Origin of the sequence: Streptomyces dioscori, assembly GCF_003024195.1 — a bacterium.
Lineage (GTDB): Bacteria > Actinomycetota > Actinomycetes > Streptomycetales > Streptomycetaceae > Streptomyces > Streptomyces dioscori.
The window spans coordinates 232,211-253,949 of record NZ_KZ679038.1 but is presented as its reverse complement, the minus strand read 5'-3'; the positions used below and the strand labels follow the sequence as shown (position 1 = coordinate 253,949).

20 protein-coding genes are annotated in these 21,739 nt (G+C 69.4%); 7 read left to right on the top strand and 13 right to left on the bottom strand.

From position 1 onward, the window contains the following. Nucleotides 1-127: 127 nt before the first annotated feature. From C6Y14_RS01230 to C6Y14_RS01205, 6 genes are all read right to left on the bottom strand, one after another. Nucleotides 128-2,332 (bottom strand): xanthine dehydrogenase family protein molybdopterin-binding subunit, encoded by a 2,205-nt coding sequence (locus tag C6Y14_RS01230; protein ID WP_107014536.1) that lies wholly within the window; start codon nucleotides 2,330-2,332, stop codon nucleotides 128-130. Then, on the bottom strand, nucleotides 2,329-3,309 hold the full coding sequence (locus C6Y14_RS01225) for an FAD binding domain-containing protein (RefSeq protein ID WP_107014535.1): 981 nt from the start codon (nucleotides 3,307-3,309) through the stop codon (nucleotides 2,329-2,331). Before C6Y14_RS01225 ends, C6Y14_RS01230 begins: the two co-directional genes overlap by 4 nt. A gap of 6 nt (nucleotides 3,310-3,315) precedes the next feature. Then, the gene (locus C6Y14_RS01220; RefSeq protein WP_107014534.1) at nucleotides 3,316-3,957 is read right to left on the bottom strand and encodes a (2Fe-2S)-binding protein; all 642 of its coding nucleotides are present in this window, start codon (nucleotides 3,955-3,957) and stop codon (nucleotides 3,316-3,318) included. A gap of 228 nt (nucleotides 3,958-4,185) precedes the next feature. Next, complete coding sequence (locus C6Y14_RS01215) at nucleotides 4,186-4,956, bottom strand: flavodoxin (protein WP_225890822.1); 771 nt, start codon at nucleotides 4,954-4,956, stop codon at nucleotides 4,186-4,188. 40 nt (nucleotides 4,957-4,996) lie between these two features. After that, a complete protein-coding gene (locus C6Y14_RS01210; RefSeq protein ID WP_107014532.1) occupies nucleotides 4,997-5,848 on the bottom strand; it encodes an aldo/keto reductase in 852 nt (283 codons plus the stop codon). 10 nt (nucleotides 5,849-5,858) lie between these two features. Further along, the gene (locus C6Y14_RS01205; protein ID WP_225890821.1) at nucleotides 5,859-7,361 is read right to left on the bottom strand and encodes an MFS transporter; all 1,503 of its coding nucleotides are present in this window, start codon (nucleotides 7,359-7,361) and stop codon (nucleotides 5,859-5,861) included. A gap of 165 nt (nucleotides 7,362-7,526) precedes the next feature. On the opposite strand from C6Y14_RS01205, the gene C6Y14_RS01200 reads away from it, so the two are divergent. Next, nucleotides 7,527-8,444, top strand: coding sequence for a helix-turn-helix transcriptional regulator (locus C6Y14_RS01200; RefSeq protein ID WP_107014531.1), 918 nt, complete (start codon nucleotides 7,527-7,529; stop codon nucleotides 8,442-8,444). 59 nt (nucleotides 8,445-8,503) lie between these two features. On the opposite strand, the gene C6Y14_RS01195 is transcribed toward C6Y14_RS01200, so the two are convergent. Continuing rightward, nucleotides 8,504-9,415, bottom strand: a complete 912-nt coding sequence (locus C6Y14_RS01195; protein ID WP_107014530.1) for a helix-turn-helix transcriptional regulator — start codon at nucleotides 9,413-9,415, stop codon at nucleotides 8,504-8,506. Continuing rightward, nucleotides 9,412-9,864 carry a carboxylesterase family protein gene (locus C6Y14_RS45790; protein WP_107014529.1) on the bottom strand — a complete coding sequence of 151 codons (453 nt, stop codon included), beginning with the start codon at nucleotides 9,862-9,864 and terminating at the stop codon, nucleotides 9,412-9,414. The genes C6Y14_RS01195 and C6Y14_RS45790 overlap by 4 nt, the downstream gene beginning before the upstream one ends. 341 nt (nucleotides 9,865-10,205) lie before the next feature. On the opposite strand from C6Y14_RS45790, the gene C6Y14_RS01185 reads away from it, so the two are divergent. After that, nucleotides 10,206-11,030 carry a hypothetical protein gene (locus C6Y14_RS01185; RefSeq protein WP_107014528.1) on the top strand — a complete coding sequence of 275 codons (825 nt, stop codon included), beginning with the start codon at nucleotides 10,206-10,208 and terminating at the stop codon, nucleotides 11,028-11,030. Between the two features lie 236 nt (nucleotides 11,031-11,266). On the opposite strand, the gene C6Y14_RS01180 is transcribed toward C6Y14_RS01185, so the two are convergent. Then, nucleotides 11,267-12,304: a LacI family DNA-binding transcriptional regulator gene (locus C6Y14_RS01180; protein ID WP_199854585.1), complete on the bottom strand. Its 1,038-nt coding sequence runs from the start codon at nucleotides 12,302-12,304 to the stop codon at nucleotides 11,267-11,269. A 346-nt stretch (nucleotides 12,305-12,650) separates the two neighbouring features. Between C6Y14_RS01180 and C6Y14_RS01175 the strand changes: the two genes are divergently transcribed. From C6Y14_RS01175 to C6Y14_RS01155, 5 genes are all read left to right on the top strand, one after another. After that, a complete protein-coding gene (locus tag C6Y14_RS01175) occupies nucleotides 12,651-13,601 on the top strand; it encodes a carbohydrate ABC transporter permease (RefSeq protein ID WP_107014527.1) in 951 nt (316 codons plus the stop codon). Continuing rightward, nucleotides 13,598-14,419 (top strand): carbohydrate ABC transporter permease, encoded by an 822-nt coding sequence (locus C6Y14_RS01170; protein ID WP_107014526.1) that lies wholly within the window; start codon nucleotides 13,598-13,600, stop codon nucleotides 14,417-14,419. Before C6Y14_RS01175 ends, C6Y14_RS01170 begins: the two co-directional genes overlap by 4 nt. Nucleotides 14,420-14,516: 97 nt before the next feature. After that, entirely contained in the window at nucleotides 14,517-15,779 is a 1,263-nt protein-coding gene (locus C6Y14_RS01165) for an ABC transporter substrate-binding protein (RefSeq protein WP_107014525.1), read from the top strand. 103 nt (nucleotides 15,780-15,882) lie between these two features. Further along, entirely contained in the window at nucleotides 15,883-19,089 is a 3,207-nt protein-coding gene (locus C6Y14_RS01160) for a family 78 glycoside hydrolase catalytic domain (RefSeq protein ID WP_107014524.1), read from the top strand. Between the two features lie 195 nt (nucleotides 19,090-19,284). Beyond that, on the top strand, nucleotides 19,285-19,761 hold the full coding sequence (locus C6Y14_RS01155) for an ATP-binding protein (protein ID WP_107014523.1): 477 nt from the start codon (nucleotides 19,285-19,287) through the stop codon (nucleotides 19,759-19,761). Nucleotides 19,762-19,790: 29 nt separating this feature from the next. Here the strand turns inward: C6Y14_RS01155 and ppk2 are convergent, their stop codons facing one another. The 4 genes from ppk2 to C6Y14_RS01140 form a co-directional block, all read right to left on the bottom strand. Continuing rightward, nucleotides 19,791-20,594, bottom strand: a complete 804-nt coding sequence (gene ppk2 / locus C6Y14_RS01150; protein ID WP_107014522.1) for a polyphosphate kinase 2 — start codon at nucleotides 20,592-20,594, stop codon at nucleotides 19,791-19,793. A 105-nt stretch (nucleotides 20,595-20,699) separates the two neighbouring features. Further along, the gene (locus tag C6Y14_RS01145; RefSeq protein ID WP_107014521.1) at nucleotides 20,700-21,113 is read right to left on the bottom strand and encodes an arsenate reductase ArsC; all 414 of its coding nucleotides are present in this window, start codon (nucleotides 21,111-21,113) and stop codon (nucleotides 20,700-20,702) included. Nucleotides 21,114-21,135: 22 nt separating this feature from the next. After that, entirely contained in the window at nucleotides 21,136-21,288 is a 153-nt protein-coding gene (locus C6Y14_RS43860; protein ID WP_159074136.1) for a hypothetical protein, read from the bottom strand. Continuing rightward, on the bottom strand, nucleotides 21,285-21,677 hold the full coding sequence (locus C6Y14_RS01140; RefSeq protein ID WP_107014520.1) for an ArsR/SmtB family transcription factor: 393 nt from the start codon (nucleotides 21,675-21,677) through the stop codon (nucleotides 21,285-21,287). Before C6Y14_RS01140 ends, C6Y14_RS43860 begins: the two co-directional genes overlap by 4 nt. Between the last annotated feature and the right edge of the window lie 62 nt (nucleotides 21,678-21,739).

Here is a 21,739-nt window from a genome sequence, read left to right as displayed (position 1 = left end):
AACGGGCCAACGGGCAGGCGGGCAGGCGGGCCGCGGGACGTTCGGCATGGGCCGGGTCGCCGGAGCGGGCCGCGGTCGCGGGCGGTCCCTGGCCGCGGCGCGTCCGCACCGCGGCCAGGGACCGGACTCAGAGCAGCGACTCGGCGGTGATGGGCAGGTCACGCACCCGTCGGCCGGTGGCGTGGAAGACGGCATTGGCGATCGCGGGGGCGACCCCGACCACGACGACCTCGCCGAGGCCCTTCACACCGAGGGGATCGGCCTCGTCGTCCCGTCCCTCGACGTAGATCGCCTTGAGGCCGGTGACGTCGGCGTTGACCGGGACCAGGTAGTCGGCCAGGTTGGCGTTGACGATCCGTCCGTCGCGGTGATCGGTGACCGTGTGCTCCAGCAGGGCCATTCCGATGCCGCCGACCATGGCGCCGATGGCCTGGCTGTCGGCCAGCTTGGGGCTGATGATGCGGCCCGCGTCGAAGACGCCGAGCATCCGCCGCACCCGGACCAGACCGAGGCGGGCGTCGACGGCCACCTCGGCGAACACCGCGCCGTAGGCGTACATGGAGGAGCGGGACTGGCCCGGCGTCCAGGAGCCCATGGCTTCGAGACGGGTGAGGTCGTTGCGGGCGAGGAGTCGCCGGTACGTCTCGCCGCGCGCGGGATCGTCCTTGAGGTGCAGTCGTCCTCCTCGTACGACGACGGTGTCGGGGTCGGCACCGGACAGCGGTGAGTCCTCGTCCTCCACGGCCAGTCGGATCGCCTGCTGTCGCACCTTGTCGCAGCCGTCCTGGACGATGGAGCCGACGCTGGCCATGGTCAGGGAGCCGCCGTGGAGCGGAGCCGTGGGCATGTTCGTGTCGCCGAGCCGGAAGGTCACGTTGCGCACGGTGAGGCCCAGGGCGTCGGCGGCGACCTGGGTCATGGAGGTGTACGTGCCGGGCCCCATGTCACTGGTCGAGGACTCGATCACGGCGGTCCCGTCGGCGTCCAGCCGGACACCGGCCTGGCCGGGGGCCCGCAGGGTGTCGTAGACCGCGGTGGCCATGCCGGTGCCGATGAGCCGGTCGCCGTCGCGGGTGGAGCGGGGGCGGGGGTCGCGGCGGCTCCAGCCGAACTCGCGGGCACCCACGGTGTAGCACTCGCGCAGTCGGCGGGTGGAGAACGGCCGCCCGCTTGCCTGGTCGTTCTCGGGCTCGTTGCGCCGGCGCAGCTCGATCGGGTCGATGCCCAGCTCATGGGCGAGTTCGTCCATCGCGCTCTCGATGGGGAAAGCGGCGGTGGAGTAGCCCGGACCGCGCATCGGGGTCGGGGTGTTCACGTCCAGAGCCACCGTCCGGTACGTCTGGGAGACGTGGGGCGTGGTGTACAGCATCTGTCCGGGAGCGAGGACGCCGCGTTCCGAGAACCTCTCGTAGCGGGAGGTCTCGCCGCGCAACTCGTGTGTCATCGCGCTCAGTTGACCACGCCGGTCGCTGCCGAGGCGCACCTTGTACTCGTACGCCGGCCGGTAGCCCACCCCGGAGTACAACTGCCGTCGCGTCAGGACGAGTTTGACCGGGTGGCCCGTCTCGCGGGCGGCGAGGGCGGCGACGGTGAGGTGCGGCCAGGCCCGGGCTGCGTTGCCGAACGCGCCGCCGACGAACGGGGAGACGACGCGGATGTTCGCCGCGGGGATGCCGAAGTTGGCGGCGAGTTCGGCCCGTGGGCTCTGCACCCACTGGGTCTTGTCCCACAGGGTGAGCCGGTCGCCGTCCCACTGGGCGACGGTGGCGTGCAGCTCCATCGCGTTGTGGTGGTTGCGGGCGGGCCGGTAGGTCATCTCCAGCCGTACGTCCGCCGACTGCAGGGCGGCTTCCGCGTCCCCGCGCGTGTAGGTGACGGGGTCTCCCGTCGCGGGAGCCTCGGCCAGATCGGTCTCGGACGGCTCCACCGCGTAGTCGAGCTTCACCAGGCTCGCCGCGTGCTGGGCGGCCTCCAGTGTGGTGGCCACGACGACGGCGACCGGCTGGCCGTGGAAGTGGACCTGGTCGTCCTGGAAGACCCGCAGCCGCTGTCCGGGCAGATTCAGGGAGCCGGGGTTGGGCCCGTACGGCAGCGTGGGGGCGTTGCGGTGGTGGATCACCTTCAGCACGCCCGGCTCGGCCTCTGCGGCACCGGTGTCGATACCGGTGATCCGGCCCCGGGCGATGCCACTGTCGACCACGACGGCGTGCACCACGCCGTCGGGTCCGTCGGGCTTGTGATCGGCGGCGTACTTCGCCCGGCCGGTCACTTTGAGGCGCCCGTCCACGCGGGAGAGCGGCGCGCCGACCGCTGCCTGCGGCTGAGGACTCATGTGCTGTCTCCTACGATGCGCAGCTGGCGTTCGACGGTCCGCTGGAGCAGCTCGACCTTGAAGCGGTTGTGTGTGAGGGGGCGCGCCCCGTCCGCGGCCGACCCGGCGGCCCGGGCCCACAGCCGCTCCGAGGGCCGCTCACCGATCAGGGCTTCCTCGACGGCGGGCAGCTTCCACGGCACGGTGCCCACCCCGCCGGCGGCGACCTTCGCCTCGCGGATCACACCGCCCCGGACGTGCAGCGCGACGGCGGCCGAGGTGAGGGCGAACTCGTAGGACTGACGGTCGCGGACCTTCAGATAGCCGGACCTCAGCGGGCGCGGATACGCGGGTACCTCCACGGCGGTAATCAATTCGCCCTGGTGCAGGGCCTGCTCGCGGTTCGGTGTGTCTCCGGGGCGGAGCAGGAAGTCGGCGAAGGGGACCGTGCGCTGCCCGTCCGGGCCCAGCAGGTGCACGCGAGCCTCCAGGGCGGCGAAGGCGACGGCCACGTCGGAGGGGTGGGTGGCCACGCACTCCTCGGAGGTGCCCAGGATCGCGTGGGTGCGGTGGAAGCCCTCCTGGGCCGCGCAACCCGTGCCGGGCTCGCGCTTGTTGCAGGTGGCGGTCACGTCACGGAAGTACGTGCAGCGGGTGCGCTGCATGATGTTGCCGCCGATGGTGGCCATGTTCCGCAGCTGCGCCGACGCGCTCAGCTCCAGGGCCTGCGCGACGACCGGGTAGAGGGTGCGCACCTTGCGGTGGGCGGCGGCGTCGCTCATGGTCACCAGCGCGCCGATACGCAGCCCGCCGCGCTCAATGACGGTGATGTCCCGCAGTGGCAGACGGCTGATGTCGACGAGTGTCCCGGGCCGTTCGACCGTTTCGCGCATCAGGTCGACGAGGGTGGTGCCGCCGGCGATGTAGCGGCCGCCGCGCCGACCGGCCGCGAGGGCCTCACGTGTACTGGGCGCCGTGACGAAGGAGAAGGGATACATCGGCACTCACTTCCGGCCCGAGGCCTGCTCGACCGCGCGCACGATCTTCACGTAACAGCCGCAGCGGCAGAGGTTGCCGCTCATCGACTCCCGGATCTCGTCCGCGGATCCGGTGTGTCCTTCCTCGATGCAGCCGACGCCGGACATGATCTGGCCCGGGGTGCAGTAGCCGCACTGGAAGGCGTCCTGGTCGATGAACGCCTGCTGCAGCGGATGCAGACGCTCGCCCCTGGCCAGCCCCTCGACGGTGGTGACCTCGGCGCCCTCCAGGCGCACGGCCAGGATGAGGCAGGAGTTGACCCGGCGTCCGTCGACCAGGACCGTGCAGGCGCCGCAGGCACCGGCGTTGCAGCCCTTCTTCGACCCGGTCAGATCGAGGTGCTCGCGCAGCAGGTCCAGCAGCGAGGTGCGGTTGTCCACCGTCACGATGTGCCTCTCGCCGTTGACGGTCAACGAGACACGGCTGCTGGGCGATGCGTCGGCGGCAGCGGCCTCCTGGGCGCCGAGCAGTGCCGGACCGGCGACCAGGCCGCCCGCCGCGACGACCCCGCCGGCGGCCGTGGTGGTGGCGATGAAGGTACGGCGTGACGGTGTCGACGGGGAACGGGCGGGAGGAGACGCGGCCGACTCGGGAGTTTCGGTAGACATGCTCACTCTCTCGATACGAGGAATGTGGGGGACCTGCTGATCGGCGTGAGCCAGGACGGAGGTTCGCCGTTGCTCCGACGGCAGTGGGCTTCCGCTCAGCCTGAAGACCCAACTGGCCCCGCAACAGGGTGTGTTGTGCCAGGGAACGCTGAGCCAGGCAGTGACAGGGCCCCTCTCCCACCTGTCGCACAGGTCCCGGCGCGGGCAGACTGGTCCGGTTCCGGGGGCTCAGCCCCGGAGAAGACCGGTGAGCCGCAGCCACGCCCGGACTTCGGTGTCGGCGTCCTCGACCTTCTCGCCCTGCACCGCGAGCCCTTCCCCGATGGTCGCCCCGGGGCAGGACCGCGCGTAGTCGCGCTCCGTGGTGCCCAGCCCGCTCATCGCGTACGTGGTGACAGGATGAACCGTCCTACCGCCGAAGTCGTACCGTTCGGCGAACGTCGACATGATCATGGGTGCCCGAACGTTCCAGATCGGGCTGGCCAGCAGGACCGTGTCGTACCGGTCGATCGACGGCGGGGGGTCGACGACGGCCGGCCGCGCGTCGGCGTTCTGTTCGCGCACGTTGCGCGCGACCGTCTCGTCGTAGTCTTCGGAGTAGGCGTCGACGGCCTCGATGCGGTGGACGTCGCACTCGATGTGCTTGCTGATCATGTCCGCGAGGACCTCGGTGTTCCCGGTCCTGAGATTCCGGCGTCCGCCGTAGTAGTAATTCTCGCCCGGACGGGAGAAGTAGGCCAGCAGGACTCGTTCGCCGGACGAGGCTGCGGTGGCCGGTCGCTGGCTGGACTTCGCTGTCGGCACCGCCCCGCCCGACTGCGACGGGGAACAGCCGCTGATCTGGGCTCCGGTCATGACGGTGGCTCCTCCCACAAGTACGCCACCCAGGAACGAACGACGACCAGGCGGCGCGGCTGCGCGCGCATTTTCTCCGATGCTGCCGGTCGCGCCCGCGACGTCCACGACGCGTACGTCGGTGATGTTCTGGTTCTGGGACATGTTCAGACCCTGGTCCGTGAGGGGGGTGTCGTCTGCCGGGTCAGCCGTCCAGGCGCCGTGCGCTGAGCCAGTTGACCATCTTCGGGTCGTGGTGGTCGAAGAACAGCGAGCTGCCGGTGTCCAGGGTGGCGATGGAGGCCATCTGCTCGTCGGTGAGGTCGAAGTCGAAGACGTCGAGGTTCTCGGCCATCCGGTCGGCGCGGACCGACTTGGGGATCGCGACGACTCCGCGCTGGGTCAGCCAGCGGAGCACGACCTGCGCCACCGACTTGCCGTGCTTCTCGCCGATGCCGCTCAGTACCGGATTGCTGAAGAGGTCGTTCTTGCCCTCGGCGAAACCGCCCCACGACTCGATCTGGACCCCGTGCTCGCGCATGAGCTCCTGGTAGTCGGCGCGCTGGAAGAACGGATGGGTCTCGACCTGGTTGACCGCCGGGGTGACCTCGTTGTTGATGATGAGGTCGAGGAGCCGGTCCGGGTAGAAGTTGGAGACACCGATCGCCTTGCTCCGGCCCTCGTGATGCAGGGCCTCCATGGCACGCCACTGGCCGTACACGTCACCGTAGGGCTGGTGCATCAGGTACAGGTCGACGTGGTCGAGGCCGAGCTTGCCCAGCGACGTTTCGAAGGCACGCGTGGTGTTCTCCTGCGCGGGGGTGTCCTGGACGTACAACTTCGTCGTGACGAACAGGTCCGCGCGCGGAATGCCGCTGCTCCTGATCGCGCGGCCGACGGCTTCCTCGTTGCCGTACGAGGACGCTGTGTCGAGCATGCGGTAGCCGGCGGCCAGGGCCTCGGTGACGGCCTGCTCGGTCTCCTCCGAGGGGATCTGGAACACGCCGAAACCGAGGATCGGCATCTCGACGCCGTTGTTGAGGGTGACGGTCTGCATGGGGTCTTCCTTACTGTCGGGTACGGCTACGGGTAGAGGGTGAAAAGGGCGTGGCGCCGGTCGGTCGGTGTTCGCCCGCGCGCGGACTCACACCGGTAGCGGTGGTCGGCTCCTCAGGAGAGATCTGTACGTGCAGCAGCAGGCTGGCCACGACGCTCACCGCCACGATCGCCGCGGCGATCAGCAGACTGGTGTGCAGGCCGGAGACGAAGCCGGCCCGTCCGGCGACCAGCGCGCCGAAGACGGCTACGGCCAGAGCGCCACCGAGCTGGCGGGACGCATTCAGCACACCACTGGCGACGCCGGCCCGCTCGGCGGGCACCTTCTCCAGCAGCAATGCCGTCAGCGCGGTCACGGCCATCGCGCCGCCGGAGCCGACGGGCACCATCAGCAGTACCGAGAGCCACACCGGCGCGCCGGTGGGTACTGCCGTCATCGCCAGCAGACCCACGACCATCAGGCACTGGCCTGTGACCACCGGGATCCGTGCTCCGAACCGTACGGTCAGGCGGGCGGCGACAGGCCCCATGAACGAGGTCAGCACCGTCATCGGCAGGAATCCCACACCGGTGGCGAGGGCGCTCAGCCCGTGCACCTGTTGGAGGTACAGACCCAACAGGAAGATCATCCCGTAGAAGCCGACGTTCAGGGCGAACCCGATGGCGGCCGAGAGGGACATCGTGCGGGAGCGCAGCAGCGGCAGCGGTGTCATCGGATGGCGGCCACGGCCCTGCGCCACCAGGTAGACGACGGCGGCCACGACGGCCAGGGCGAAAGTCACCGGCACCCGCGCGGCGCCGAACCCCTTCGCGCCGGCTTCGATGACCGCGTACGTCAGCGCACCCATGGCGGCGACGGCGGCCACCTGGCCGGTCCAGTCGAAGGGAACCTTCCGCCGAGGGGAGCGCTGGGCACGCCTGAGGAGCACCAGGGCCACCGCGCCGACGGGCAGGTTGACGAAGAAGATCATCCGCCAATCGATGACCGTGAGCAGTCCGCCGGCCACGGGCCCGGCGGCCGCGCCGACCGAGCCGCCCACGCCCCACAGGGCGATCGCCCTCGCACGGGCCGCAGGGTCGGGAAAGGTCTCCCGCAGCAGGGCGAGGGAGGACGGGACGACGAGCGCGGCCCCGACCCCCTGCGCCAGCCGCGCCGCCACCAGCACGCCCAGATTCGGCGCCGTCGCGCAGACCGCCGACGCCGCCACGAACAGGCCCAGGCCGCAGGCGAACGCCTGACGGGCCCCGACACGGTCACTGACCGCGCCCGCGGACAGCAGGAAGGCGGCGAAGGCGAGGGTGTAGCCGTCGACGACCCACTGCAGTCCGGTCATGCCGCTGTCGAAGCCACGTCCGATGGAGGGCAGGGCCACGTTCACGATCATCGCGTCGACCATGATGGTGAAGAATCCGAGCAGTACGGCGGCCAGTGCGGCGCGGGAGCCGGGCCTGCTCCGCGGCGGCGGGCCGGTCACGCCGTCGGGGAGTGACGTGGACGAGGCGGACGTGGACAAGGGACGATCTCCTGGACTGGGAAAGCCTGGTGCTGACAGCTACCGAGCCTCGCGCCTTTTCCGCCCAGGTGGCAGGCCGGGTCGTGCCGGGGAGCGGTGTTCAGGGGTGTGACAGGGCCCCCCTCCCACCTGCCACGCAGGTCAGCGCGGTGTGAGACTGGCGGTATGGCATCCGAGCAGAGCACCAGCAGGAGCGCCGACCTGGAACTGGGCCGGTTCCTGCACGCGCGCCGCACCCAGACCCGCCCTGAGCAGGTGGGTCTCACCGTGGGCACCGGCTTGCGCCGTACCCCCGGGCTGCGCCGCGAGGAGCTGGCCACGCTCGCCGGCATCAGTATCGACTACTACGTCCGTCTGGAGCGCGGCAAGGAGACCCGTCCCAGCCCCGCCGTGCTGGACGCCCTTGCCCGCGCCCTGCGGCTCGACGACGCCGAGCACCAGCACCTGCGCGAGCTCGCCGCCCTTGCCGCACGCTACGCCGCCGAACCCGCCCCGCCGGCCGGCCGTATCGTGCGTCCGCACCTGAAGCTGATCCTGGAGACGATGCGACCCAACCCGGCTTACATCGTCAGCCGCAGTATGGACCTGCTCGCCTGGAACCCCGGCGGACTCGCCCTGTACGCGGGCCTCGCCGACTGGCCCGCCACCCAGCGCAACCTTGCCCGCTACCTCTTCCTCCACCCCACCGCGCGCACACTCTTCCCCGACTGGGACCACCAGGTCCGCGGGTGCGTCGCCCGGCTGCGCGCTCTGGCCGGCACCGACCCGGACGCCTCCGACCTCACCGGCCTGGTGGGCGAACTCCTGCTCAAGAGCCCCGACTTCGCCAAGCTGTGGGAGCGCTACGAGGTGGCCGGCCGCAAGAAGACTCACAAGACTTTTCACCACCCCCAGGTCGGCGTACTCACCCTCAGCGGCCAGAGCATGCACCTTGAGGACACCCCCGGCCAACGCTTCGGCGTCTACACGGCTGATCCCAATACCCCCGACCACGACGCCATGCTCCTGCTCGACGTCGCATCGCCGGAGTCTGGAGAGCAGGCTGCCTCGCAGACCGAACAGAAACAGCGCCGACAGCCCTGACCGACCTCCTGCACGACATGACCGGCACCCTCGTCGTCGACGGGGGCGCCATGAGAGCTTCACGGGCCGAACGACGTGGGTTCGCGCTGTGACGAGGTCGGCGCGTGCGGAGTCGGCTGCGAGCCGAGCAGGTCCAGGAGGACGAGGGCGTCATGGCCGGGGGTGCCCGGCTCGGCGTAATAGGTGATGAGCCGGTGGCCCGGCGTGCCCTCCACCTCCATGGACTGGTGGCCGAGGGTGAGGTCCCCGACCTCGGAATGACGGAAGGCCTTACGGCCGTGCGTGGGGGCTTTGATGTCGTAACGCTCCCACGAGCGGGCGAACTCCGGGCTCTTGAGCAGGAGTTCGCCCGCCAGGCGGGCCAGGTCGGGGGCATCCGGGTCGGTGCCGGCCAGGGCCCGCAGCCGGGCGACGCACCCGCGGACCTGGTGGTCCCAGTCGGGGAAGAGTGTGCGCGCGGTGGGGTGGAGGAAGAGGTAGCGGGCGAGGTTCCGCTGCCGGGCCGGCTGCTCAGCGATCCCGGACAGCAACCTCAGCCCGCCGGGGTTCCACGCGAGCAGGTCGTCGGTGCGGCTGACGACGTGCGCGGGATACGGCCGCAGACCCTCCAGCAGCAGTCGCACACCCGACCTTACGGTCCTGCTCGGCGCCGCCGGGGGCTCCGGCGCGGCGCGATTGGCGAGGACGGCCAGACCGCGCAGGTGCTCGTGCTCGGTCTCCTCCAGATGCAGGGCCCGGGCCAGCGCGTCGACGACGGACGTGCTGGGTCCGGTCTCCTTGCCGCGCTCCAGACGGGTGTAGTAGTCGATGCTGATGCCGGCGAGGGCGGCCAGTTCCTCACGGTGCAGTCCGGGGGTGCGGCGCGGGCCCGGGCCGGCGGTGAGCCCGGCCTCGGCCGGGCTGATCCGAGCCCGGCGGGCTCGCAGGAAGCGCCCCAGCTCGGTGCCTCCACGGGGCTGCTCAGGTGTCATGCTCTTGAGTGTGCGGGCGCGGATGACCTGCCGGTAGGCGCGTGAGAGGCCCTGTCATACCCCGGAACGCGGTTCCCCTGCACAGTGCGGTCTGGCACGTCACAGCCGGGCGAGGGACCGTTGACGCCGGCGGGGTCCTTCTGTCCTGGCCGAACCGGACACGCTGCCCGACCCGCCGGGCGGCCGATCCTGCCGGCCACGAAGCCGCCACCCTGGATCCACACCCTGACCGGCAGCTTGGCGCCCGCCGCAACTCCGGCCGGACGCCATACATTGGCGAACAGGCAACCCTCTGACGAACTGGGCACGCTGCGACCCGCTTGCGCGCAGTCCGCGCCGAACTGACTGCCGTCGCGCTCACCGCTCCATGGGTTCGCCGGTTGGGGCGGGCGCCAGCGACAGGAGCCGACGGGCGGTGCGGAATGGGGAATTCCTTTGCAGCTCTGCACCCCTGATGCCGGGCATCCTCTTCACCTTCCGACTCTAGTTGGTACATGCGATCTCGGATGCATAGATGCGAACGTCACTGGAGTGGATGCGGCTGAGTTCCAACGTGTTATTGATGCTGTGCCGTAGTGACACGGCACTGGGGGCACGCGCTGCGCACAGGAAGTCATCCGGCGCCCTTTCAACGGAAGCGGTCCTGAGTTTCGTGTGCACCTTTTCTTATGTAGAAAATCGATTTAGATGGAGCCCTCGCGTCCGGTGTCCCGCGATGGGATCGTGGTGCTGCCCCGCGGAGGGGACACCGGGACATGGGGCCGTCCGGCCCTGTGGGGAAGGGGAAGCCGTGCTCCTCATCGACAAGGCCGTCTACGGTCACGAGACGTATGCCGGTGCCAGGGCAGCTGTTTTTCGCGTGCTGGGCGAAAAGGCGCCGGCAGAAGGGTCGACCGAGCGCGCTCTGCTGGGGCTGATTGTTTTCATTGCAGCCAGCGCGACTGACACGTTCGAATTGCAGGACGTCATGCAGGTCTACGACGACTATAAAGAGGAGGCCGCCGAAGCGGCCAGGCAGACGGCGGCGGACCGTGAGTGGTGCCTCGAAAATATGAAGCAGCACAGCGGCATGGCCAGTAAAATGAATACAGCACAGCGGAAACAGGAAACGTCTGTCGCCGCACTCAAGGAGGCCGGGACCGTCCTGATTACCCGCGGGACCAGCCCTGCGCAGACGCGTAAGATCATCGCAAACGGGACTTTCGGCGGTCTGCCCCTGAACCCCCTTCTTGTGGACCCGCCGTCCGACGCCATGGCCACCGCGCAGACCGGTCTCGGGCTGAAGGACACGACCAAGGACCCCATTGAGGAATGGTCACTCAATCAACTGCAGGGCTTCGCCCTGGACGGCTTTCTTCTGATAGCGCAGGCCCATGTCAACCGTGTCACGCTGCCGACCAGCGATGCCGCCACCGTGGAGGGCGAGGCGGGGGTGTGCGGCTACGCGGCGGCGGGCCTCATCGGAGTCCTGATCCTGCAGCAGGGGGAAAGTTCCGGTATGCCCGCGCAGCAGCGAGAGTTGGAGCGGAAGACGAAGTGGATCGGCTACAACAAACCCGCCGTGGTGAACGCGCTGAAGGCGGCCGCCAACAAGAACCGGAACGCCGGCTTTTGACGACGCCCCTGTTCCACGTCGGGGCGTCGCAATATCTGATCAACGCGGTGCTACCGGTGGCGGTCGAGCACCGTCCTCGCGGACAGCGAATTGCCGATCATCGCCCTGCGGTCCATTTCCGGTCCCACATCAGACCTCCTCATTGAAGGAGCGCAGCGGTTGCGTTCCGGACGTCCGTGCCTGTGTTTCACCGGCCGTCGACGAGCCGGGGCGGTACCTTCCGGTCGGCTCCGGTGTTACTTCGACGCGGGGGCCGTGGAGTTGCGCACAATCAGGGTGGGGGAGAGCTTCACCTGGACCGTCGGCCGGCCCCGGTCGGTGATCCGGTCCAGCAGCAGGCGGGCGGCGTTGCCGCCGATGGCGTGCCCCGCCTGGTCGACGCTGGTCAGGGAGATCGAACGCAGCGCGGCGAACGAGGTGTTGTCGTAACCGGTCAGGGAGATGTCCTCGGGGACGGAGAGCTTCGCCTCGGCCAGTGCTTCCAGCACGCCCATGGCCACGAAGTCGGCGCCGGCGAAGATGGCCGTGGGGCGCTGCTCGCGGGCGAGCAGCTGCTGTGCTCCGAGATAGCCGCCCTCCTGGGTGTAGCTGGTGGAGACGACATCCGTCTCGTCCGCGAGGCCGCGCGCGCTCATGGCACGTCGATAGCCCTCCGTGCGCAGTGTGTTGGGCATCTCCGCGAGCCGGGTCGGATCCGTTTCCAGGTGCTCGATGTGGGCGATGCGCCGGTGTCCCAGATCCACGAGGTGGTCGACGATCAGCGACGCCCCCGTGAGGTCGTCGTCCACCACGGTGTCGTACCGGGGGGAGTGCCCGTGCCGGCCGACGACCACGGTCGGCACGAGGTTCGCCAGGTGTTCGAGGTGGGACCGCGGTGACACGGGCGCGATCAGGATCAGACCGTCCATCCCGCGGTCGATCATCGCTTCCGTGACGCGCGCTTCCGCTTCCTCGCCGTTGCACCCCGGACCCAGCAGGACCTGGTAGTCGGTGTCCGTGAACCAGTCGGTCACGCCGTCGACGATGTCCGGGAAGAAGGGGTTGCGGATGTCCGGGAGCATGATGCCGATGGTGTACGTCTGACCTCGCAGACCCCGGGCGGCCGCGTACGGGCGGTACCCGAGCTCGGCGATCGAGCGCTGCACCTTCTCCCGCATGGCGGGGCTTGCGCCGTAGGCGTTGCGCAGCACCTTCGACACGGCGGTCGTCGAGACCTGCGCATGGCGCGCCACGTCGACGATCGTCACGCGCCGGGACTGTGCGGGCGGCTCCATCCGGCTGCCTCCATCGTGGGGAACGTTGCCGCAGAGTGTAGAGCCCATCGGCCTGAAAGCGTGCTCCCTCGGATCGTTCCGCCTCTGCTGTCCGGGCGCCTCGGGCCATGAAGACGCAGCCTGCAGAACATCTTGACGTAACAGGAGGTGGATCCTAGGGTCGGCGCAACTCGTGGGAAACGTTACCCATTCCACGCCCGGCCGACCCGGTCCACCACCGTTCCCGTACGTCGATCACCAGCACGTCGATCCAACGATCAAGCGGCAGGGACTCCTGCGGCGCAGCATTCCGGTGTACCGCCGGGCATCCCATTGAAACGTTTCATTCGAAGTGGGTCCGTCAGTGATGATTGCTCCGACCGATCAGCCCGGGAAGCCGGTCGTCCCTGCCCCCGGCCCGGCCCCCGTACCCGCCCCGGTGCGGCGGTCGCAGACGGCGTCGACCTGGTGGTTCCTGCTCCCGGCGATGCTGCTGTTCGTCTTCGTGGTCCTGGTGCCCAGTGCCCGCGGCGTCTACTACGCCTTCACCGACTGGGACGGACTCGACCCGGACCTCTCCTTCGTCGGCCTGGACAACTTCACCGACCTCACCCGCGACGAGGACGCGGTCCAGGCCATCTGGCACACCCTGCTCATCGCCCTGGCCATCACCGTCATCCAGAACCTCATCGGACTCCTCCTCGCGCTCGGGGTGAACAGCGCGATCAAGTCCCGCAATCTCCTGCGGGTGTTCCTGTTCGCGCCCGCCGTGATCACGCAGATCGTGACCGCCTACCTGTGGCGCAACCTGCTGGGACCCGACGGCGCGGTCAACAGTCTGCTGGGTGGCGTGGGGCTGGACTCATGGCAGCAGAACTGGCTGGGCGACCCGGACACCGCGCTCTGGTCGGTGGTGGGGGTGACCGTCTGGCAGTACTCCGGCTACTCGATGGTGATCTTCCTGGCCGGCCTGCAGTCGGTCCCCGCCGAGATCCACGAGGCCGCGGCGATCGACGGCGCCGGCCCCGTCCGCCGCTTCTGGTCCGTCACCCGACCCCTGCTCACCCCGGCCCTCACCATCAACCTGATGCTGTCGAGCATCGGCGGCCTCAAGCTCTTCGACCAGGTGTACGCCCTCACGGGCGGCGGCCCCGGACACGCCACCGACACCCTCTCCACGCTGATCTACAAGGACGCCTTCACCCTCGGGGAGTTCGGCTACAGCATCGCGCTCGCCGTCGTCCTGACCCTCGTCGTCGCCGTCGTCTCCACCGGCCAGTACTTCATGCTGGCCCGCACCGAAAAGGCCGCGTCGTGAACCGCTACCGCCCCCGCACCCTCGTTCTGGAACTCGTCATGGCCGCCGCGGCCCTGGTGGTGGCGTTCCCGGTGTACATCCTCGTCAACCTGGCCGTCCGGTCGCCTTCGGACACCTCCTCGCCGATCCGGCCGACCACCTCGCCCACCCTCGACAACTTCTCGCAGGCGTGGAAGCAGGGGGCACTCGGCGGCGCCCTGGCCAACAGCCTTCTCGTCACCTCGGTCAGTGTCGTGGTCGTCCTGGCCGTCTCGTCCCTCGCCGCCTACCCCCTCGCCCGGATCACCGCCCGCTGGTCGCGCGCCACCTACCTGCTGATCATGCTCGGCCTCGTGCTGCCCTTCCAACTGGCGTCGCTGCCGCTCTACCACACCATGCGCGACCTTCAACTGCTCGGCAGTCCCTGGGCGTTGATCCTGTTCCACTGCGGTCTGCAGGTGCCGTTCACGGTGTTCCTCTACACCGGCTTCCTGCGCGCGATGCCCCGCGACTTCGAGGACGCCGCCCGGATCGACGGCTGCACACCCCTGCAGGGCTTCCGCCATGTCGTCCTGCCCATGCTCAAGCCGATCACCGTGACCGCGCTCGTGCTCAACACCGTCGCCGTGTGGAACGACTTCTTCACCCCGCTGCTGTACCTCAGCGGCAGCGCCCAGCAGACCATGCCGGTCGCCATCGCCGGCTTCGTCGGCCAGTACGTCACCGACTGGAACCTCATCTTCGCCGCGCTGGTGATCAGCATCGTGCCGGTCCTGGCCATCTACCTCGCGCTCCAACGCAGCATCATCAACGGCTTCGCCGGCGGACTGCGGGGGTGACACACCCTCGCCGACCTGCCCGCACGCCCCGCAGCCCCTGCTTGTCCGGGGCGCTGTCCCGCTCATTCCACCGCAGTTCCTCCTCGCGGGAGACATCATGAAGACCCTACGAGCCGCCCTCGCCACCACCGCCTCCGTCGCCCTGCTGGCCGCCTGCAGCGGCGGCACCGAAGCGGGTGAAGGCAAAGACTCCCGGACCCTCACCCTCACCCTCGCCTCCGTCGACCAGGGCTCGGTCGAGGACGTCGTCAAGGCATTCGAGAAGGCCAACCCGGGCGTCGAGGTCCGCTACACCACCAGTGGCGCGGACCAGTACCAGCAGCAGATCCGCACCCAGCTGTCCTCGGGCACCGCCCCCGATGTGATGTCGGTGTGGCCCGGCAACGGCAACCCGGCCGCCACCCATGTGCTGGCCGAGCCCGGCTACCTGCGGGACCTCTCGGACCGCCCCTGGGCGGCGAAGCTCCCGGACGCCACCAGGAGTGTCGCCCAGTACGACGGCAAGACCTACAACGCGCTCTTCGGACAGAACGGCATCGGCGCCGTCTACAACCAGCAGGCCCTCAAGGAATCGGGCCTCACCGCGCCGACGACCTGGACCGAACTCCTTGCCTTCTGCAAGGACGCCGCGGCCAGGAAGACCCCCGCCTTCGCGCTCGGCCTCCAGGACAACTGGGTCACACAGATCGTGCAGTACGCCCTGGTCGCCACGACCGTGTACGGACCCGAGCGGGACTTCGACCAGAAGATGCAGGCCGGGCAGGTGACCTTCGCCGGCTCCGCGTGGCAGACCGCCATGGACAAGTACCGGACCATGGAGAAGGAGGGCTGCTTCCAGAAGAACCCGCTCGGCACGAACTACGAGGCCAGTCAGCAACTCGCGGCCACCGGGAAGACGCTGGGCATCGTGCAGGGCAACTGGGTGATCGCCCTGCTCAAGGAGAAGAACCCGAAGGGGACCTTCACCCTCAAGCCGCTGCCCGCCGACGACAAGCCGGCCGATGCCCTGATGCCCGCCGCGGCGGGGGCGGGCTACGGCGTCAACGCGAAGGCGAAGAACGAGGAACTGGCCCTGAAGTGGGTCGACTTCGTGATGTCGCCGAAGGGCATGAACCTGTACGTCGAGAAGCAGGGCGGCCTGCCCACCCTGCCCGGCACGGGCTACACCGTCGACCCGTCGCTGACCGAGCTGTCGCGCTTCATCACCGACGACCGGACCGTGCCGTTCATGGACCAGCTCTGGCCCAACGCCAAGGTGCAGCAGACCATGCTCAGTGGCCTGCAGGAGATCTTCAGCGGCCAGGCCGAGCCGAAGGACGTCCTCAAGTCGATGGACTCCGACTACAAAGCCGGCTCCTGACCGACCGGTGGCCGCTCACCCGTCCGCGTCACCACGCCGACGGGCCGCTGCCCACCCGTCCGCGTAACCACCTCACCCCTTCTCGTACCCAAGGAGTTCCAGCATGTCCGCAGAGCCGCGCAGCTCCCTCAGCCGCAGACACGTCGTGGGAGTCATGGCCGCCGGAACGGCCGGCATGACGATCCCCCTCGTGGCCGCCGGCCCGGCCGCCGCCGCACAAGCCCGTGGAGCGTCCGTGACCACTGCTGTCGTCGACCTCGCCGTCAACGGACGCCTGGACGAGCCCCTCGGTGTCGACGACACCACCCCGAGACTCAGCTGGCGGGTGACCACGGGTCGGCAGGGATGGAAACAGGCCGCCTACCAGGTCCGCGCCGCCCGTACAGCGCGTGAACTCGTCCACGGGCCCTACCTGTGGGATTCCGGCAAGGTCCGGTCCGACGCGCAGAACGACATACCGTGGCGCGGCCGTGACCTCCACTCCCGTCAGGAGGTGCTGTGGCAGGTGAGGGCCTGGGACACCCAGGGGCATGTCACCCCATGGAGCCGTCCCGCCGCCTGGGAGACAGGCCTGCTCAAGCGCGCCGACTGGGGTGACGCCGAATGGATCGAACACCCCACCCGCGGCGTCGGTGATCCACTGCCGCTCTTCGCCCGGGCGTTCACCGTGGGCCGCCACGGTACGAGGATCGCCAGGGCGCGGCTGTACCTGTCGGGCGTCGGCCTGCATCTCGCCCGTGTCAACGGCAGCCGGGTGACCGACGAGGTCCTTGCCCCGGGCAACTCCAACTACCAGCTGTCCACCGAGTACCGCGCCTACGACGTGACCGAGCTGGTGCGTCCCGGTGCCAACGTGCTCGGTGTCGAGCTGGGACACGGCACCGCGCTGGTCACGCGGTCCGTCACCAACCCCGCCACGGGGCGTACGGCTCCCTACAGTTGGTGGCAGAGCCAGACCAAGGGCAGCGGCGTCCTCGCGGCCCCGGCCGCCGCCGGGGACCGTACCGTCAAGGTGAGCGCGGTGACCGGCTATCACGTCGGTGGCACGGTCAACGTCGACACGGGTGACGGCGGGGAACGGCTGGAGGCACGCACCATCACCGCCGTCGGCACCGCCGGAGCCGACGGAACAGGCATCACCTTCCAGCCCGCTCTGAAGAAGGCGCACACTGCCGACGCCGCCGTCACCGGTTCGGGCAACTCCCTTGCGAGCACCGACCCCAGCGCGGGTGCGGCCGTCACGCCCCGCATGATCGCCCGACTTGAGATCACCAAGGACGACGGGTCGGTGGAGATCGTCGTCAGTGACCGCGCGTGGCGGACAACCCTGGGACCGACCACGACGAACAACTGGTACTCGGGCACCGACCACGACGCCCGGCGCGAGCAGGCCGGATGGACCGAAGCAGGCGCCGACCTGGGCAGCACCGCCCGCCGCCGGGACGGCTCGTCCGTCGGCTGGGTCGCCGCCGGTATCGCCCCGCCGCCCAACCTGACCACCGAACTCGTCTGGCGCGCGGGCGAACCGGTGAAGATCGCCGACCGCCTCCGTCCCGTCTCGGTCACCCAGCCGCAGCCCGGAGTGTGGGTCTTCGACTTCGGCCAGAACTTCGCCGGCTGGCCCCAGCTCAACCTGGACGGCAGGGTTCCCGCCGGTACGACCGTCAAGCTGCGGCCCGCGGAGTCCCTCAACGCGGACGGCACCGTCGACCAGGCCTCGATCATGGGCGGCGGCGCAGGCCGCGGCACCGACGTCTTCGCCACGTACACCGCACACGGCGGAGCCGAGAACGAGACCTGGCACCCCGAACTAAACTACTTCGGCATGCAATGGGTACAGGTCACCGGCCTTCCCGCGGGATACGAGCCCACCGCCGCGACCCTCACGGGCCTGCAACTGCACGCCGCCACCCCCGTCGCGGGCAGCCTGCGCACCTCCGACGACCGGATCAACCGCATCCACCGTATGTCCCGGTACTCGATCATGAGCAACCTGATGTCCACGTTCACGGACTGCCCCGGCCGCGAGAAGCTCGCCTACCCCGCGGACTACCTGCAGCCCTTCCACTCCCTGCACCGCCACTTCGGGTACGCGGCCTACCTGCGGACCATGGAACGCCACCTCGCGGAGGGCCAGTCCAAGGCCGGCGACAACATCGGCAACGTCGCCCTCAAGGCCCCGGTGTACGACTGGGGGTACACCGGCCGCTTCGGGGACGAGATCAACTGGGGCAACGGCATCGTCCTCACCCCCTGGTTCCTCTACGAGACCTACGGCGACACGCAGACCATGGCCCGCCACTACCCGCAGATGCAGGCGTTCCTGAACTACATCAGGACCCGGAAGGCAGGTACCGGCGCCGACGCGCACATCGTCGACGCTGCCCTCGCCGACTGGATCGCCGCCGAGACCACGTCCGGGCGCATCACCGGTACCTGGGGCTATCACCAGGTCGCCGACCGCATGGCGAGGATGGCCGCGCTGCTGGGGCGCCGGGCGGACGCCGCGGAGTACCGCGCGCTGGCCGCCAACATCAGGACCGCGTTCAACGACGCGTTCTACAACAGGACGCTGGGCCGGTACACCAGCCAGGGGGAGCAGGGCACGGAAGGGGCGACGCAGGCCGCCCAAGCGCTGGCACTCGACGAAGGCCTCGTTCCGGCCGACCAGCGTGCCCGGGTCCTGGACGCCCTGGTCGAGCTGGTCAACGGCTTCCAGCCCTTCGGCGGGGGACCGCACTTCAGCGGCGGCACCATCGGTCTGGCCCCGATCGTCCGCGCTCTGATGGACGGCCGGCGGGACGACGTGCTCTGGAAGGTCCTCCAGGAGGACACGCAGCCCAGCTACGGATTCTTCATGGCACCCACGACCGCCAACCCCCAGGGCCTGACGACCATCCCGGAGGAGTGGGGCATCCGGAACTCGAAGAACCACATGATCCTCCTCCAGATCGAGGAGTGGTTCCACGGCGGCCTGGCCGGAATCCGGCACGCCCCCGGGTCCGTCGGCTACCGCGAGCTGGTCATCGACCCGAGGCCGGTCGGAGATCTCACCCACGTCGCCGGCACCTACCGGACCCCGTACGGCGAGGCCGCGTCGGAGTGGACCCTGAAGAACGGCACGTTCCGGCTGACCGTCCACATCCCGCCGAACACCACAGCCGAGGTACGGGTCCCCAGAGGCACCCGCGCGCCCCGGTCCACACCTCACGGCGCCGACGTCCACCGCACAGAGGGAGACCGCACTGTCTACACGGTCACCCCCGGAACACACACCTTCACGTCCCGGGGAGTACGCGCCGCCGCATAGCCACCTCGCGCCTCTGAGGGGGCGTCCCTCAGGGGCGCGGGGAACGGCGCGAGCAACCCACGAGAACCCGCACCCGACGAACGGCCGCCCGGCTCCGGCCCCCGGTCGGAAATCCGTCCCCGTTTTCCTGGTGAGGTGGTGTTTTCGGGGTATGCGACATCCGGTAAGAGCGCTTCGGCAGTGAGGCGGAACAATATGAATCTGGCTGAGCAGGAAAAAGGCCGGCAGCAACTGACGGACACGTCCGCAGCGGTCACCGCTGTGGTGGAAGGCACTGCGGGGATCGGTGACGCCCGTGACACGGCCCGCAGATTTTTGGAATCCTTGCAGGCCAAGCATGGTGTGCCGGTGTCCTCGCGGGCGATCGGAACGGTTCAGCTGGTGGTGTCCGAGCTAGTGACCAACGCTCGTAAACACGCTCCAGGACCCTGCGTGATGACCCTGGAATCCGGCGAAGGAGCCGTCGCGGTGACGGTGTGGGACAGCGGCGCCACGCTGCCGCGGATCCTGCCGCCGAACCCGGCTCGGATCGGGCAGCACGGTCTGGAGATCGTCATGGCGGTGTGCCGGAGCTTCGAGATCCACCGTGAACCGGTCGGCAAGCGCATCCGGGCCTCGGTCGTCCTCGCCGACGACCCGGACGGTGACGCGGCCGGCCGCCAGCCGATGTAGACACAGCCGCGCCGGAGCCCGCCGCTCGGTCAGAGGCTCGCCGCATGGTCGGGGACGTACGTCTGCAGATCGCGCGGCGGTCGCTCGTAGCCCATCGACGGCGGGCGCTTCGGCAGCTCAAGCACCGGGGGCGGGACGTCGTGGTAGGGCAGTGAACCCAGCAGATGGGCGATCATGTTGAGGCGGGCCCGCCGCTTGTCGTCGCTCTCGACGATGAACCAGGGCGCCTCGGCGATGTCCGTGTGGACCAGCATCTCGTCCTTGGCCCGCGAGTACGCCTCCCAGTGGGTGATCGACTCAAGGTCCATCGGCGAGAGCTTCCAGCGCCGCACCGGATCGTCGAGCCGGCGCCGGAACCGGTCCTCCTGCACGGCGTCGCTCACCGAGAACCAGTACTTGCGCAGCACGATTCCCTCCTCCACCAGCATCCGCTCATAGATCGGACACTGGCGCAGGAAGAGCTGGTACTCCTGCTTCGTACAGAAGCCCATGACGTGCTCGACCCCGGCCCGGTTGTACCAGCTGCGGTCGAACAGCACGATCTCCCCGGCCGCGGGAAGGTGCTCGGTGTAGCGCTGGAAGTACCACTGGGTGCGCTGCCGCTCGGTCGGCTTGGGCAGGGCGACGATCCGGGCGACCCGCGGATTGAGATGCTCGGCGACCCGTTTGATGGTGCCGCCCTTGCCCGCCGCGTCGCGTCCCTCGAAGACGACCACGAGCCGGGCGCCCTCCGCCCGTACCCACTCCTGGAGCTTCACCAACTCGGTCTGCAGGCGCAGCAGTTCACGCTCGTACGGCTTGCGCGGCAGAGTCGCCGCCTTCTTGTCGGCCATGCCGCCTCCCCTGCTCGCGGACCTGACGGAACCACCCGGCCCGAGGCCGGACACCAGAACAGCACGCTACTGACCCACGGCGTACCGCGCATCCGCCGGTCGCTCTCAGCCGGGTGCCACTTCCGCGATCAGCGCGCGCACGCGCGTCTCGATCGCGTCGCGGATCGGGCGGACGGCTGCGACGCCCTGACCGGCCGGATCGTCGAGCTGCCAGTCGAGATACCGCTTGCCGGGGAAGACGGGGCAGGCGTCGCCGCACCCCATGGTGATCACGACGTCGGACGCCTGGACGGCCTCCACCGTGAGGATCTTCGGAGTCTCCGCGGAGATGTCGATCCCGGCTTCCGCCATCGCCGCGACCACGGCCGGGTTGACGGCGTCGGCGGGCGCCGAGCCGGCCGAGCGGACCTCGATGCGGTCGCCCGCGAGGTGAGTGAGGAAGGCGGCGGCCATCTGGGAGCGGCCGGCGTTGTGGACGCAGACGAACAGCACCGACGGGCGTGAGGCGGAAGTGTTCATGGCGGGCTTTCTCGGGGAGCGGTCAGGAGGAGACGGGCCGGGGTTCGCCGGCGGGCATGCCGCTGCCGTGGCGGGCCGGGGCGGACCGCGGGCCGTGGACGGCGGCCACCACCGCCACCAGCAGCCCGGTCCCGGTCGCCTCCGCGGCGACCCGGCGGCCGAGCGGGGCCGTCACGCGCCGGCTCCCGCAGCCCGCGGGGTGGCCAGGAACCCGGCGAGCCGGTCCAGCACGCCGGGCAGCACCCAGTAGTACACCCACGTCCCACGACGCTCGCAGTCGATGAGACCGGCCTGCCGCAACAGCTTGAGGTGGTGCGAGATCGTCGGCTGGGACAGGTCGAAGGCCGGGGTCAGCTCGCACACGCACACCTCACCGCGCGCGCTGCCCTCGCTGCCCTCACCGCGCGAGGCGATCATCGACATCAGACGCAGACGGACCGGGTCGCCCAGGGCCTTGAAGAACTTCGCCAGGTCGGCCGCCTGGTCCTCGTCCAGCGGCGCGGCGGCCAGGCCGGGGCAGCAGGCGCTGTCCTGACCGATCACCTCAAGCTCTTGTTTCGACATGTTTCTATGTTGACGTCTTTCGATCCAAGGCGCAAGCTTGTATCAATGAATATCAATACAGA

Coding starts and splice junctions, on each gene's coding strand:
- C6Y14_RS01230 (WP_107014536.1), bottom strand. CDS start 2,332: ATGAGTCCTCAGCCGCAGGCAGCGGTCGGCGCGCCGCTCTCCCGCGTG.
- C6Y14_RS01225 (WP_107014535.1), bottom strand. CDS start 3,309: ATGTATCCCTTCTCCTTCGTCACGGCGCCCAGTACACGTGAGGCCCTC.
- C6Y14_RS01220 (WP_107014534.1), bottom strand. CDS start 3,957: ATGTCTACCGAAACTCCCGAGTCGGCCGCGTCTCCTCCCGCCCGTTCC.
- C6Y14_RS01215 (WP_225890822.1), bottom strand. CDS start 4,956: ATGTCCCAGAACCAGAACATCACCGACGTACGCGTCGTGGACGTCGCG.
- C6Y14_RS01210 (WP_107014532.1), bottom strand. CDS start 5,848: ATGCAGACCGTCACCCTCAACAACGGCGTCGAGATGCCGATCCTCGGT.
- C6Y14_RS01200 (WP_107014531.1), top strand. CDS start 7,527: ATGGCATCCGAGCAGAGCACCAGCAGGAGCGCCGACCTGGAACTGGGC.
- C6Y14_RS01195 (WP_107014530.1), bottom strand. CDS start 9,415: ATGACACCTGAGCAGCCCCGTGGAGGCACCGAGCTGGGGCGCTTCCTG.
- C6Y14_RS01180 (WP_199854585.1), bottom strand. CDS start 12,304: ATGGAGCCGCCCGCACAGTCCCGGCGCGTGACGATCGTCGACGTGGCG.
- C6Y14_RS01175 (WP_107014527.1), top strand. CDS start 12,651: ATGATTGCTCCGACCGATCAGCCCGGGAAGCCGGTCGTCCCTGCCCCC.
- C6Y14_RS01165 (WP_107014525.1), top strand. CDS start 14,517: ATGAAGACCCTACGAGCCGCCCTCGCCACCACCGCCTCCGTCGCCCTG.
- C6Y14_RS01160 (WP_107014524.1), top strand. CDS start 15,883: ATGTCCGCAGAGCCGCGCAGCTCCCTCAGCCGCAGACACGTCGTGGGA.
- C6Y14_RS01155 (WP_107014523.1), top strand. CDS start 19,285: ATGAATCTGGCTGAGCAGGAAAAAGGCCGGCAGCAACTGACGGACACG.
- ppk2 (WP_107014522.1), bottom strand. CDS start 20,594: ATGGCCGACAAGAAGGCGGCGACTCTGCCGCGCAAGCCGTACGAGCGT.
- C6Y14_RS01145 (WP_107014521.1), bottom strand. CDS start 21,113: ATGAACACTTCCGCCTCACGCCCGTCGGTGCTGTTCGTCTGCGTCCAC.
- C6Y14_RS01140 (WP_107014520.1), bottom strand. CDS start 21,677: ATGTCGAAACAAGAGCTTGAGGTGATCGGTCAGGACAGCGCCTGCTGC.